At 65.0% G+C, this 14,425-nt stretch carries 10 protein-coding genes; 8 read left to right on the forward strand and 2 right to left on the reverse strand.

Features of this window, described 5'->3' with window-relative positions; all coding sequences use genetic code 11:
- Nucleotides 1-148: 148 nt before the first annotated feature.
- Together phnX and CC207_RS05970 are read right to left on the reverse strand one after the other, a co-directional pair.
- Nucleotides 149-976, reverse strand: a complete 828-nt coding sequence (gene phnX, locus CC207_RS05965) for a phosphonoacetaldehyde hydrolase (RefSeq protein ID WP_028690534.1) — start codon at nucleotides 974-976, stop codon at nucleotides 149-151.
- A gap of 34 nt (nucleotides 977-1,010) precedes the next feature.
- Nucleotides 1,011-2,117 carry a 2-aminoethylphosphonate--pyruvate transaminase gene (locus CC207_RS05970; protein ID WP_062363605.1) on the reverse strand — a complete coding sequence of 369 codons (1,107 nt, stop codon included), beginning with the start codon at nucleotides 2,115-2,117 and terminating at the stop codon, nucleotides 1,011-1,013.
- Nucleotides 2,118-2,231: 114 nt separating this feature from the next.
- Between CC207_RS05970 and CC207_RS05975 the strand changes: the two genes are divergently transcribed.
- The 8 genes from CC207_RS05975 (at nucleotide 2,232) to CC207_RS06010 (ending at nucleotide 14,423) form a co-directional block, all read left to right on the forward strand.
- A complete protein-coding gene (locus CC207_RS05975) occupies nucleotides 2,232-3,095 on the forward strand; it encodes a LysR substrate-binding domain-containing protein (protein ID WP_088851729.1) in 864 nt (287 codons plus the stop codon).
- Between the two features lie 57 nt (nucleotides 3,096-3,152).
- Nucleotides 3,153-4,214 carry an AraC family transcriptional regulator gene (locus CC207_RS05980; RefSeq protein WP_088851730.1) on the forward strand — a complete coding sequence of 354 codons (1,062 nt, stop codon included), beginning with the start codon at nucleotides 3,153-3,155 and terminating at the stop codon, nucleotides 4,212-4,214.
- 38 nt (nucleotides 4,215-4,252) lie between these two features.
- Complete coding sequence (locus tag CC207_RS05985; RefSeq protein ID WP_088851731.1) at nucleotides 4,253-8,761, forward strand: NEL-type E3 ubiquitin ligase domain-containing protein; 4,509 nt, start codon at nucleotides 4,253-4,255, stop codon at nucleotides 8,759-8,761.
- A gap of 106 nt (nucleotides 8,762-8,867) precedes the next feature.
- Nucleotides 8,868-10,514, forward strand: a complete 1,647-nt coding sequence (locus CC207_RS05990) for an acyl-CoA synthetase (protein WP_088851732.1) — start codon at nucleotides 8,868-8,870, stop codon at nucleotides 10,512-10,514.
- A gap of 12 nt (nucleotides 10,515-10,526) precedes the next feature.
- Nucleotides 10,527-11,294, forward strand: coding sequence for an SDR family NAD(P)-dependent oxidoreductase (locus CC207_RS05995; RefSeq protein ID WP_028690539.1), 768 nt, complete (start codon nucleotides 10,527-10,529; stop codon nucleotides 11,292-11,294).
- A 12-nt stretch (nucleotides 11,295-11,306) separates the two neighbouring features.
- Nucleotides 11,307-12,500, forward strand: a complete 1,194-nt coding sequence (locus CC207_RS06000) for an acetyl-CoA C-acyltransferase (protein ID WP_088851733.1) — start codon at nucleotides 11,307-11,309, stop codon at nucleotides 12,498-12,500.
- Between the two features lie 8 nt (nucleotides 12,501-12,508).
- Nucleotides 12,509-13,636: an acyl-CoA dehydrogenase gene (locus CC207_RS06005; RefSeq protein ID WP_028690541.1), complete on the forward strand. Its 1,128-nt coding sequence runs from the start codon at nucleotides 12,509-12,511 to the stop codon at nucleotides 13,634-13,636.
- Nucleotides 13,637-13,649: 13 nt separating this feature from the next.
- Nucleotides 13,650-14,423 (forward strand): enoyl-CoA hydratase, encoded by a 774-nt coding sequence (locus CC207_RS06010; protein ID WP_028690542.1) that lies wholly within the window; start codon nucleotides 13,650-13,652, stop codon nucleotides 14,421-14,423.
- Nucleotides 14,424-14,425: the final 2 nt, after the last annotated feature.

Raw genomic sequence — 14,425 nt, forward strand, 5'->3', positions numbered from 1 at the left:
CCTGCAGGGCTTTATCGACAGGTTCGCGTCGTGGGTGAAGCTGAACCGATCTGTCTGACAGGGCCTGATCGCCGGCAAGCCGGCTCCCACCGGTGGACGCGTTGTCGCTGTGGGAGCCGGCTTGCCGGTGATGGCATCACGCGGCCTATCAGAACGCCTGCGGCATCTCGCCCTTGGCCAATCGCCGGTTGATATCGGCAATCACTTCGGGCAGCTCGTTGATGGTATCGATCAAGTAGTGCGGCCGCGATGCGGCGAACATCCCATGGATCCGCTTGCGCTCGCTCTCCAGCTTCTCCGTGCTCAACGCCCGGTAGCCTTCCCAGGTCAGCCCCAGGGCATTGCCCGAGCACACCAGCGCCACGGTCCACATCCCGGCGCGGCGGCCTTCGAGAATCCCCGGCACGGTGTCGTCGACCTTCACGCAGGCAGCCACGTCATCGATGCCCAGGGCAATCACGTTGGCCAGCGCCTGGGCCGGCCACGGGCGGCCGTTCGGTGTCTCGTCGGTGGCCACCACATGGTCGGCCACGTAGCCGTTCTGCGCGGCCAGCTCGACCACCTTGTCCATCACCACCTTCGGGTAGCCCGAGCAGGAGCCGATCTTCAGGCCGCTTTTGCGCAACCCGGTCAGGGTCTCCAGGGCGCCGGGGATCAGCGCCGAGTGCACGGCGATCTTCTCGATCTGCAGTGGCATGAAGCGCTCGTAGATGGCGGTGACGTCATCGTCGGTGGGCGTGCGGCCGAACACCTTGCGGTAGCGCTCGGCGATCTCCGGCACGTCGCACAGGGTGCGGATATGGTCCCACTTGCCCATGCCCATCGGGCCACGGGCTTCTTCGATGGACACCTGCACGTCAAACTCGGCGAAGGCTTCGACGAAGATCTGGGTCGGGGCGAACGAGCCGAAGTCGACCACGGTGCCGGCCCAGTCGAGGATGGCGGCTTGCAGCTGGGTGGGGTTGCTGTAGTTCATGTGCGCATTTTCCTTGAATTGGGTGGGCAGAGGGTCAGATGTCCAGTACTTCCATTTCCCGCAGCACCTCGGCCACGGCATTGACGGCGGCCTGCATGCCATCGGCGCCGACCACGCCGATGCAGCCGACGCGGAAGGTCTCGACCTGGGTCAGCTTGCCCGGGTAGAGGATGAAGCCCTTGGCCTTGACCCGCTCGTAGAAGTCCTTGAACTGGTAGCGCGGGTCCTTCGGCGCGTGGAAGGTGACGATGATCGGCGCCTGGATGTCGGCGGGCAGGAAACTCTGCAGGCCGATTTTCGCCATGCCGTCGAGCAAGGTCTTGCAGTTATCGGTGTAGCGTTGGTGACGGGCGGGCAGCCCACCCTCTTCGTTGTATTGCTGCAGCGCTTCGTGCAGGGCAGCGACCACGTGGGTCGGCGGGGTGAAGCGCCACTGGCCGGTCTTGGCCATGTAGGCGTGCTGGTCGTGCAGGTCCATGGCCAGGGAGTGGGCGTTGCCTTCGGCGGCGGCCAGGGCGGCTTTCTCGGCGAAGACAAAGCCCATGCCTGGCACGCCTTCCAGGCACTTGCCGGAGGCGGCGATCAGCGCTTCGAAGGGGATCTGGCGGGCGTCGATCGGCAGCGCGCCGAACGAGCTCATGGCGTCGATGATCAGGCGCTTGCCGTGGCGCCGGATCACCTGGGCGATCTCGGGCAGCGGGTTGAGGATGCCGGTGCTGGTCTCGCAGTGGATCAGCGCCACATGGGTCACGGCGGGGTCGGCGGCCAGCAGGCGGTCGACGTCCGCGGCGGTGGTCGGCTGGTCCTCGCCGGTCTCGAAGGTGCTGTAGGCGCGGCCCAGCACCTTGCAGATCTTCGCCAGGCGCTGGCCGTAGGCGCCGTTGATCAGCACCAGCACCTTGCCGTCACGGGGGACCAGGGTGCCGAGGGCGGCCTCGACGGCGAAGGTGCCGCTGCCTTGCAGGGGCACGCAGTGGTGGCTGGCGCTGCCGTCGATGATGGCCAGCAGTTGTTCGCACACGCTGGCGGTCAGCTGGTTGAAGTCGCGATCCCACGACCCCCAGTCCACGAGCATGGCCTGGCGGGTGCGGATCGAGGTGGTCAATGGACCGGGGGTCAGCAGGATCGGTGCGTTGCTCATTCCGTGGTTCCTCACTATGCGGTGGGCTGGAAACTAGTGGGGCTAGGTTGCAATTCGCTGTGTCATCAATCAAATTGTTTGTAGATATGCCAGCCATAAGTCAGGCCGATAGATATGAACCTGTTCCAGCTCCGCGCCTTCGACGCCGTCGCCCGCGAGGGCAGTTTCACCCGCGCCGCCGAGCGCCTGTTCATCAGCCAGCCGGCGGTCACCGGGCATGTAAAGGCGTTGGAGGAGCACTACCAGATCACCTTGCTGCGCCGTACCGCCCGGCGGGTCGAGCTGACGGAGGAGGGTGCGCGCCTGGCGGCCATCACCCGGGCCATGTTCGGCCTGGCCGAGGAAGCCCAGTCCATGCTCGAGGCTAACCGGCAGTTGCTGACCGGGCGCCTGGAGGTGGCGGCTGACGGCCCGCACCGGGTGATGCCGATGCTGGCGCAGCTGCGCGAGCGCTACCCGGGTATCACCGTCAACCTGCGCCTGGGCAATGCCCAGGAAACCCTGGCCGCGTTGTTGTCGGAACATGCCGATGTGGCCGTGCTGACCGAGATCGAGCCGCGCAAGGGCCTGCACCTGCAGGCGTTGTGCGAGTCGCGGTTGTGTGCACTGTTGCCCGTGGGGCATGCGTGGACGGGTACCGGGGGAGACTTGCCGCTGGCCGAGCTGGACAGGCAGATCATGGTGCTGCGTGAGCCCAGTTCGACTACCCGGCGCACCTTCGACAAGGCCTGCGCCGACGCGGGTGTGCAACCTAGGGTGCTGCTGGAGCTGGACAGCCGCGAAGCGGTCACCGAGGCGGTGGCGGCGGAACTGGGCATCGGCGTGGTGTCCTCCACCGAAGTGGCCCATGACCCGCGGGTGGTGGCCCGCCCCCTGGCCGGTCAGGGCCTGGTCAACCAGCACATGGTCGGTTGCCTGGAGCGCCGTCGCGAGCTGCGCCTGATCCAGGCGTTTCTCGGGCTGGCGACTGCCGCGTGATGGCTGTTTCGAGCGCGACGGCCTAAGATGGCCGGCCTACAGCCGACGGGACCGTCGATGAGCGAGAAAGACACCATTTCCATGCAGCTGGTGCGTGAAGCGCTGTTGCAGACTTGCCCGGCGGGCCAGCCCGATGTCGGCTTGCTGGTCCGGGCGGGCATCGAGATCGGCCGGCTCGACCTGCCCGAGGCGCGGGTCAGCGCCGAGGCCTATGCCCGCCTGTGGCGCCTGTTGGCTCGTCGTTGCAACGACGAGTTCTTTGCCATGGATCCGCGCGGCCTGCGTAGCGGCAGCCTCGCGTTCATGTGCCGGGCGAGCATGGCGCAGCCCACCCTTGGCGCTGGTCTGGAGGTTGTGCTGGGGTTTCTGGCGCTGATGCTCGAAGACCTGCAACCGAGTCTGGTCCGCCAGCAGAGCCTGGCAGAGATCGTCATCAACGAACCGCTGGAGCAGCCACGGCGTGCGTTCACCTACTTCACCTTCTGGATGATCGTGCATGGCGTCGCCTGCTGGCTGGCCGGCCGGCGGATTCCGATCCTGGCCATCGAGCTGCGCTGCCCCGAGCCGCCGTTCTGCGACGATTACCGGGTCATGTTCTCGCAGAATCTGACGTTTGAGCGTCCACGCACGCGCATGATCATCGCTGCCGATTGCCTGACCCTGCCGATCCGGCGCTCGCCGCAGGAGTTGCAGCGGTTCCTGGCCGAAGCGCCGGGCAACATACTGGTCAAGTACCGCGACCCTGGCAGTCTGGCGCTACGCATTCGTACGACATTGCTGGAGATCGAGCCAGGCGCATGGCCGGATGCGCAGACGGTGGCGCAGAGCCTGTGCATGTCGGTGGCGACCTTGCGGCGGCGCCTGTCCGAGGAAGGGCACAGCTACCAGGGCATCAAGGACAGTTTGCGTCGAGAATTGGCGATCACCTGGCTGGCCGAGCCAGCGCTTGGCCTTGCCGACGTCGCGCAACGCCTGGGCTTTGCCGACGCCAGCTCGTTTTACAAGGCATTTCGCAAGTGGTTCGGTTGCAACCCAGGCCATTACCGCAACCTGATCATCCAAGGCGAAATGCCGCACCGGCTGGCGCCGTTTCCCTCTGTGCCGGGTGGGGCGAGCTGACTAGTGTCGAGGGTTCTGAAACCGCAGGATGCTTCGTCATGTCAGCAACTACAACGCCCCAACCAGCAGCGACGGTCACGCCACACGCGATCACGGACGACTTCATCAAGGCGCAACTGCCTGATTGGCTCAAGGAGGCCAAGGCCGAGCAACTCGATGCCTTGCGCGATTGCCTCAAAACTCACGATACCAACGCTCGTCAACTGGCTTTGGCGACCCAAGCGCTGCTGTCGCCACAGCAGTTTGCCGAACAGGTGTTCCACCCGCTCCTGGCTGATCTCGACAAAGGCACGCATGAAGTCAAGGCACTACAGTGGCTGGATATTCGGCAAGGCACCTCGGGGCTCTTAAGCGCGCCCTCCGCGGTGCGTTGGGGACTGCGCGCTCCCGCCTTGTTGCGTTTGATGCAGGGATTCGAAGAGGGCGCGCAGTTCTTCTCCGGTAGTGGCGTCGTGTGCCCTGGCAGTAACACGGTGCTGTCCGGCGACGCCGACGATTTTGCCGCGCGTTGCAGGGCGCTGGACGCTGGCAAGCAGTATCAAGATCTACTCGACCGGCAGTTCGATGGGGCGACTGTGGCGCTGCTGACCCGTCACCAGCGTTCGGGGTTTGCCCTGGCGTGCCAGCACGCACTGGTGCAGGGCCATTTGTCCGAGTCTCAGCATGCCGCGTTGCAGCATTTGATCCATGACATGCCCAGCCTGTCGGAGGCGCCGCTGCGCTCCAATGCCGGCGAGTTGCGCATGCTCGATTGCACGCTGACCAACGCGCTGCTGATTCAACTGTACGACAAGGCAAACAAGGCGGCCGGCGTGATGCTTTACCTGCCGGTCGATCACCAGCGACCACTGCGTTGCTTCGATTCGTTCGAGTCGCTCTCCGAGCACCTGGTGGCGGCGCTGCGAGAGCAGGACTTCAGGCGCCGTGTGCGTGGCCTGGTGACCCTGCACGAGCAGCCTGACTTTCTGGAAACCATGCTCAAGCGTTTGTCCGACGATGTCCCCGACCTCAATCTGCAACGCCGCGCGGCTCAGGACAACAATGTCTTCGCATTGCTGGCGCGCAGCCAGGTGGCGCGAATCAAGGCCGATGGTCGATTGCTGCTGGTGTGCGCCGCCGACGCTGACCACGCGGCCGCCGATCGCCGTATCAAGCGCTGGGAGGGGGTCGGGCTCGCTTTGCTGGGTGTCGCGGGCATGGCGGTCCCTGCCATTGGCATGGTGCTGCTTGGAAAATTGTTGGTGGACACCCTTGGCGAGGTCTATGCCGGGGTGGGGGACTGGCAGCAAGGCCATCAGCACGAGGCCTTGGACCATATGATCGAAGTGGCCAAGACGGTCGCGGTGACGGCGGTGACTGGGGCCGGTGTGGCGTTGGTCGCCCGTGGTTTCGCTGGCAGCGCCTTCGTCGACGCGCTGGAACCTGTCGAACTCGTCGATGGCAAGCAGCGGCTGTGGAACCATGACTTGAGTGTCTACGAGTCGACGCCCGAGCAACCGGTGTTGCAGGAAAACGGCCTCTACGCGGTCGGAAACCGACGCTGGTTGCACGTGGACCGGCGTTACTACGAAGTCCGGCAGACGGCCCCCGAGCAGCCCTGGCGCTTGTGTCATCCCCACGACCAGGACGCGTTCGCGCCAAGCATCGAGTACAACGGCGAACGCTGCTGGCGCATCCGCCTGGAGCGCCCGCTGGAGTGGGATGATAGCTGCGCCATGCTCAATCGTCTGTGGCCTCATCAGGTGCCGCTGGACCCGCAGCGTGCCGAACAGATCCTGACGGTGGCGGGCGTCGACCAGGACGAGCTGCGTGGTGTGCTGGTACAGAATCGGCCCGCGCCGGTCAACCTGCGCGACACGCTGCGTCGCTTCGAGGCCGATGCGCGTGTCACCGCGGTATTCAAGGCTGTGAAGGCCCCGGGCGCGACGCTGGAGGATGCCCAGGTGCTGGCGTGGTGCCGTACCCGGCCAGGTATGCAGGCTGTGGATGCACCTGGCGCAGCGGTGTGGCTCGCCGACCGGCAAGCCGAAGTGCAAGCGCTGCTGTTTGAGCATCTGGCGCGTATCACGCCCCCGGGCAACCCATTGTTCACGCTGGTGAAGCGGGACTTCCCGGGCTTGCCTGACGCTTATGCCGAGGAGGCGGTGCGAGAATGCGATGCGGTGGTCGAGCAGGTGGCCAGGGTCGAGGCACGAGTGCCTTACACGGTGGCAACCAAGGTACGCTCGCTGTTGCAGCTGGCCCGGCTGAACCGGGCAGTGGAAGGGTTGTACCTGAATAGCGCCTACTGCGAGGATGCTGGCCTGTTGGTCATGCGACTGCTCGAGAAGCTGCCGATGTGGCCGACCCGAGTCGGTCTCGAGCTGCGCGCCGAGGATGGCCGTATGCTGGCGATCACCAATCCGGCGGTGGCGAGTGATGCGAGGATCGTGCTGGCTCGACGAGACGGTGCGATGCGCTTGTATGACGCACAAGGCATGCAACGTGACTCCGAGGTGGCCGCGCCGGGGAATCTGTTCCAGGCGATCATCGCCGCGCTCGACGAGAGCCAGCGAAGTGCGCTCGAGCTTGAGCCGAGTGACCCTGCGCAATCGCTGCGCCTTGCGTTGATCAAGGCTTTACCGGAAAAACGCAGCGACTGGTACTCATTGCTTGACATGCAAGCGTCCACGCCATGGTTCAACCCTGGAAAAAGGTTGCCTGACGGCCGGGTCGGTTACACGCTCGGTGGGCGGTCTTCGAGAAACACCGCGCGCAATGGCATCACCATCCTCAGAGAGCGCATTCGCGCGCTCTATCCCGTGCTCGACGATGCCCAGGTCGAGAGCAAGGTCGCGCAATTGCGACGTGATCCGCTGGGCCGCAGCCCGCTTGAGGCGTTGTTGTACGAGGAGAGCAACTACAACTTGCTCGACATCGCGCTGCGTGAATGGGCGCAAGCGCATGCGCCATCGGCGTCCCCGGGATTGCGTGGCATCGTGGCCAGGCGCCTGCGTGAAGCGTGGCGCTATGAAAGTGAAGTGATCTACAGCAGGGAGGGAGAGGTGCGGGGCCGGGTGCTCGACCTGAGCAATTGTCGCATTCAGGAACTGCCCAGACTGCCGGAACAGGTAGACCTTACGCACATCACCAACCTGGTAATGTGCCGAATGGCGCTGAGGGAAGTGCCTCACAGGTTTTTGCGGTGTTTCGATGGCTTGCGTTTCCTGAATGTGAGCAACAACCAGTTGATCGCGCTGCCATCGAGCATCGCACAATGCGGGAACCTGGTTGAACTGCGAGCCTCCGGCAATCGCATTGAAATGGACGCGGCGGATGAGCGGTTGCTTTCGCAGATGTCACGCTTACGGACGATCGACCTCAGCAATAATCCGATTCGCCTGCTGAACCTGCATTTCAATGAGCCGACGCAATTGCGGCACCTGGACGTGAGCCGTTGCCGGTTGCGGACGATGCCTGCCGGATTGCAGGACTGCGCGTTTCTTTCACTTGCCGACCTCAGTGGCAACCAGATCCGGACTGTGCCCGCCGAGGTGCTCAGCATGCCCGCGGCGTTCAGGTACCGGTTGCGCACGGACTTCAACCCGATGTCATTGCAGGTGCGCCGCGAGCTTTACTGGATGGACCCGGTTCACAACCATGGGGAGGAAATCGTCCAGGAGCGCATCTTGACGCCTGCCAAGGAGCGCTGGGTTGCGCTTGCGCCCGAGGATGAACAGGGGCGCAGCAGGGCCCTGTGGGAGCGCCTGGCAGGGATGGAAGATAGTCGAGAGTTGTTCCGTTTGCTGCGCTCACTCACCGAAACGGCGGACTTCCGTTCTGCCAGTACCTACCTCGCCGGCCAGTTGTGGGAGTTGTTGCAGGCCATCGACGGTGACGCGGCCTTGCGTGAGCTGATCTTCGCCGACTCCAGCGAGCCAGGCGAGTGCGTCGACAGGATCGCTGATCGTTTTAGCGCACTGATTATCCAGAAGATGGTGCACCAGGCCACGGCGAAGGCTGCGACCGGCAAGGGCGGGGAAGAACTGCTCAAGCTGGGCCGGCAGTTGTTCCGGCTGGAGCAAGTGGACTTGCTGGCCAGGAATGAGGCTGCGCGAAGAGAGATGGGGGGTGTATACGTCGATGTGCTCGAAGTGGTGATCGGCTATCGCATCGCGCTGACCAAGGCGCTGGATTTGCCAGGGCAGCCAAGGAACATGCAGTTCGTGGCATTGGCGGGCATCACCGACGATCTCGAGCAGACGGTATTGGCGGCGGTGAAGGCCAGCGAGACGGACGAGGCATTGGCAAAAAGCCTCGCGGGGCGCGATTTCTGGCGCAAATATGTGGAGGCACGGCACCCGGCGCTGTTCGACGAGATCCTCGAACGCGCCGGCGCGGAAGGCACCAGGCTCGACGAAGACAAGAGCCTGAGCAGCGCGGAGTATGACCGTCGCTGGCGTGTGCTCAAGGTCACGCGTGAACAGGAGGAATATGCCGTGACGATCCAGCTCGCCCACGAGGCCTTGATCATGCAATCCGCCGGGCAACCGCTCGATCCGGTCTAATCCGCTCAGCCCGATTGACAGCTTTGGCCATTGCCGGATGAGCTGACCGGCGCGAACATCGTCAGACCGATGTGCACTCCAACAATAAGAAACCAGGAGTCTGACGATGCGCGATTATGCCGAGGCCGCTCGTTCGTTCGACCATGCCCGAGCCGCTGCCGCGGCGTTGCATGGCAATCTCGAGGCCCTCAACGCCTGTGTCGAGTGCTGCGACCGCCACAGCGGCAGCGACAAAACCGCCCTGGTCTGTGAAGACCGCGATGGCAACAGCGAGCGCTTTACCTTCGATCAACTGCAGGTCCTGGCCGCACGCTTTGCCAACGTGCTCAAGGCCCAGGGCGTGGGGGCCGGCGACCGCGTCGCCGGGCTCATGCCGCGTACTCCCGAACTGCTGGTGACCATTCTCGCCACTTGGCGCCTGGGCGCGGTCTACCAACCGCTGTTCACCGCTTTCGGCCCCAAGGCCATCGAGCACCGTCTCGAGCAGTCCCATGCCAAGGTGGTGGTCACTGATCGCCACAACCGGCCCAAGCTCGATGAGGTGGAGGACTGCCCGATCCTCGTCACGGTCGGTGCCGCCGAGGGTGAGCTGGACTTCCACCGCAGTCTCGAGACTGCCGCCAGCGATTGCGCGCCGGTGATGCGTAACGGCAACGACCCATTCCTGCTGATGTTCACCTCGGGCACCACTGGCCCGGCCAAGCCACTGGAAGTGCCATTGCGCGCCATCGTCGCGTTCCAGGGCTACATGCGCGACGCCATCGGCCTGCGAGCGGACGACAACTTCTGGAACCTGGCCGACCCCGGCTGGGCCTACGGCCTTTACTACGCGGTCACCGGGCCGCTGTCGCTGGGCCACGCCACCACCTTCTACGACGGTCCGTTCAGTGTCGAAAGCTGTGCGCGGGTCATCGACAAGCTGGGCATCACCAATCTGGCGGGCTCGCCCACAGCCTACAGGCTGCTGATCGCGGCGGGCAGCGCGTTTGCGGCGCCGATCAAGGGGCGCCTGCGGGTGGTCAGCAGTGCCGGCGAACCGCTCAATCCGGAAGTGATCCGCTGGTTCGCCGACGAACTTGGGGTGACTATCCACGACCACTACGGCCAGACCGAGCTGGGCATGGTGCTGTGCAACCACCATGCGCTGGCGCACCCGGTGCACCTGGGCTCGGCCGGCTTCGCCATTCCCGGCCACCGCATCGTGGTGGTGGACGAGCAGGGCAATGAACTGCCTGCCGGCCAGCCTGGCATTCTCGCGGTGGACCGCGAGCAGTCGCCGCTGTGCTGGTTCGCCGGTTACCACGGGCTGCCAACCAAGGCGTTCGTTGGCAGGTACTACCTGTCCGGCGACACCGTCGAGCTCAACCAGGATGGCAGCATCAGCTTCGTCGGCCGCAGCGACGATGTGATCACCACCTCGGGCTACCGAGTCGGCCCGTTCGATGTTGAAAGCGCACTGATTGAGCACCCGGCGGTGGTCGAGGCGGCTGTGATCGGCAAACCCGACCCGGAACGCACGGAGCTGATCAAGGCCTTCGTGGTGCTCGCCCACGGTTATCAGGGCAGTACCGAACTTGAGGAAACCCTGCGCCAGCACGTGCGCCAGCGCCTCTACGCCCACGCCTACCCGCGTGAAATCGAATTCGTCGGCGAGCTGCCCAAGACCCCGAGCGGCAAGCTGCAACGCTTCATCCTGCGCAATCAGGAAATCGCCCGACAACAAGCCGCGCAGCCGATCGCTGCGGGCGCCTGAAGGAAGACCGACATGCACATCACTCAAAAGAACTTCATCGTCAGCGGCGCGGCCTCGGGCCTGGGCGCCGCCACCGCGCAGATGCTCATCGAGGCCGGCGCCAAGGTCATGCTGGTCGATCTGAATGCTGCGGCGGTTGAAGCCAAGGCCGCCGAGCTGGGCGCCAATGCCCGTTTCGCGGTGGCCGACATCAGCGACGAACAGGCCGCCAAGGCGGCGGTCGATGCCGCTGTCAGTGCTTTTGGCAATCTGCACGGACTGGTCAACTGCGCGGGTATCGTCGGCGCTGAGAAGGTCCTGGGCAAGAATGGGCCGCATGCCCTGGGCAGCTTCGCCAAGGTCATCAACGTCAACCTGATCGGCAGCTTCAACCTGTTGCGCCTGGCCGCCGCAGCCATGGCCGAAGGGCCGGCGGACGAGGGCGGCGAGCGGGGCGTGATCATCAATACCGCCTCCATCGCCGCCTATGACGGCCAGATCGGCCAGGCCGCCTATGCCGCCTCCAAGGGTGCCATCGCCAGCCTCACCCTGCCGGCGGCCCGCGAACTGGCGCGCTTCGGCATCCGCGTGATGACCATCGCCCCGGGCATTTTCGAAACCCCGATGATGGCCGGCATGACCGACGAAGTGCGTGCCTCGCTGTCCGCCGGCGTGCCGTTCCCTCCACGCCTGGGCCGCCCGCAGGAGTACGCGGCGCTCGCCCGCCATATCATCGAGAACAGCATGCTCAACGGCGAGGTGATCCGCCTCGATGGCGCGCTGCGCATGGCTGCCAAGTAAGGAGAACCGAACATGAGCCTGAATCACGATCCGATTGTCATCGTCAGCGCCGTGCGCACGCCGATGGGCGGCCTGCAAGGCGACCTCAAGAGCCTGACCGCGGCGCAGCTGGGCAGCGCGGCCATCCGCGCCGCCGTCGAGCGTGCCGGCATCGATGCCGGCAGTGTCGAGCAGGTGCTGTTCGGCTGCGTGCTGCCGGCCGGCCAGGGTCAGGCACCGGCGCGCCAGGCGGCGCTGGGTGCCGGCCTGGACAAGCACACCACCTGCACCACCTTGAACAAGATGTGCGGCTCTGGCATGCAGGCGGCGATCATGGCCCATGACCAGTTGCTGGCCGGCAGCGCCGATGTCATCGTCGCCGGTGGCATGGAAAGCATGACCAACGCCCCGTACCTGCTGGACAAGGCCCGTGGCGGCTACCGCATGGGCCACGGCAGGATCATCGACCACATGTTCATGGACGGCCTGGAAGACGCCTACGACAAGGGTCGCCTGATGGGCACCTTCGCCGAGGACTGCGCGCAGAAGGGCGACTTCAGCCGTGAGGCTCAGGACGCCTTCGCCATCGCTTCGCTGACCCGTGCCCAGGAAGCGATCAAGAGCGGCCGCTTCGCCGCCGAGATCGTTCCGGTGGAAGTCACCGAGGGCAAGGAAAAACGCCTCATCAAGGACGACGAGCAGCCGCCCAAGGCGCGCCTGGACAAGATCCCGCAGCTCAAGCCGGCCTTCCGCGAAGGCGGCACCGTCACCGCGGCCAACTCCAGTTCCATCTCTGACGGCGCCGCCGCGCTGGTGCTGATGCGTCGCTCAGAGGCTGAGAAACGCGGCCTCAAGCCGCTGGCGGTGATCCATGGCCACGCGGCCTTTGCCGACACCCCGGCGCTGTTCCCCACCGCGCCCATTGGCGCTATCGACAAGCTACTCAAGCGCACTGGCTGGAACCTGTCCGATATCGATCTGTTCGAGATCAACGAGGCCTTCGCCGTGGTCACCCTGGCGGCCATGAAGCACCTCGACCTGCCCTATGACAAAGTCAATATTCACGGCGGCGCCTGCGCGCTGGGCCATCCGATCGGCGCCTCGGGCGCACGCATTCTGGTGACCCTGCTGTCGGCCCTGCGCCAGAACAACCTGCGCCGTGGCGTGGCGGCCATCTGCATCGGCGGTGGCGAAGCGACGGCCATGGCGGTCGAGTGCCTGTACTGAGGTGAATCATGCTGGTAACTGAAGAACAACAACAGATCGCCGACGCCGTGCGCGACTTCGCCCAGGAGCGTCTGAAGCCGTTTGCCGAACAGTGGGACAGGGAGCACCGCTTCCCCAAGGAGGCCATCGAGGAGATGGCCGGCCTGGGCCTGTTCGGCATGCTGGTGCCGGAGCAGTACGGCGGCAGCGACACCGGCTATGTGGCCTATGCCATGGCCCTGGAGGAGATCGCCGCCGGTGACGGCGCCTGCTCGACCATCATGAGCGTGCACAATTCGGTGGGCTGCGTGCCGATCCTCAAGTTCGGCAGCGAGGCGCAGAAGCAGCAGTTCCTGGCGCCACTGGCCAGCGGCTCGATGCTCGGCGCCTTTGCCCTGACCGAGCCCCAGGCCGGCTCCGACGCCAGCAGCCTGAAGACCCGCGCCCGCCTGGACGGCGATCACTACGTGCTCAACGGCAGCAAGCAGTTCATCACCTCCGGGCAGAACGCCGGGGTGGTGATCGTCTTCGCCGTCACCGATCCAGACGCTGGCAAGCGCGGCATATCGGCCTTCATCGTGCCCACCGATTCACCGGGTTACCAGGTGGCGCGAGTCGAGGACAAGCTTGGCCAGCATGCCTCCGACACCTGCCAGATCGTCTTCGACAACGTGCGCGTGCCGGTGGGCAACCGCCTGGGTGAAGAAGGGCAGGGCTACAAGATTGCCCTGGCCAACCTCGAAGGCGGGCGGATTGGCATAGCCTCGCAGTCGGTGGGCATGGCCCGCGCCGCGTTCGAGGCGGCACGCGACTACGCCAACGAGCGGCAGACCTTCGGCAAGCCACTGATCGAGCACCAGGCCGTGGCCTTCCGCCTGGCCGACATGGCAACCAAGATCGCCGTGGCCCGGCAGATGGTGCTGCACGCCGCCGCCCTGCGCGATGCCGGACGCCCGGCGCTGGTGGAAGCCTCGATGGCCAAGCTTTTCGCCTCGGAAATGGCCGAAAAGGTCTGTTCGGACGCCTTGCAGACCCTCGGCGGTTATGGCTATCTGAGCGACTTCCCGCTGGAGCGGATCTACCGCGATGTGCGGGTCTGCCAGATCTACGAAGGCACCAGCGACATTCAGCGCATGGTCATTGCGCGCAATCTTTGAAGGAGCAGACTGCATGGCATTCGAAACCATCCTGTTGGACATCCACGGCAAGGTCGGCCTGATCACCCTCAATCGCCCGCAGGCGCTGAACGCGCTGAACGCGCAGATCGTCGGCGAGATCAACTTGGCCCTGGACCAGCTGGAGAAGGATCCAAACATCGGCTGTGTGGTGTTGACCGGTTCCGCCAAGGCCTTCGCCGCCGGCGCTGACATCAAGGAAATGGCCGAGCTGCAGTATCCGCAGATCTACGTCGAAGACCTGTTCAGCGATTCCGATCGCATCGCCAACCGGCGCAAGCCGATCATCGCCGCGGTGTCGGGCTTCGCCCTGGGCGGTGGCTGTGAGCTGGCGATGATGTGCGACTTCATCCTGGCCGCCGACAACGCCAAGTTCGGCCAGCCGGAAATCAACCTCGGCGTGCTGCCGGGCATGGGCGGCACCCAGCGCTTGACACGTGCCGTGGGCAAGGCCAAGGCCATGGAGCTGTGCCTGACCGGTCGCCTGATGGGCGCCGAGGAAGCCGAGCGTGCCGGCCTGGTGGCGCGTATCGTGCCTCAGGCCGAGCTGGTGGAGGAGGCGCTGAAGGTGGCCGCGACCATCGCCAGCAAGTCGATCCCGGTGAGCATGATGGTCAAGGAGAGCGTCAACCGCGCCTTCGAGGTCACCTTGAGCGAAGGCGTGCGCTTCGAGCGCCGGGTGTTCCATGCCGCGTTCGCCACCGAAGACCAGAAAGAGGGCATGGCTGCGTTCATTGCCAAGCGCGAGGCGCAGTTCAAGGACCGCTGACG

Source organism: Pseudomonas sp. DrBHI1, from assembly GCF_002205115.1.
Lineage (GTDB): Bacteria > Pseudomonadota > Gammaproteobacteria > Pseudomonadales > Pseudomonadaceae > Aquipseudomonas > Aquipseudomonas mosselii.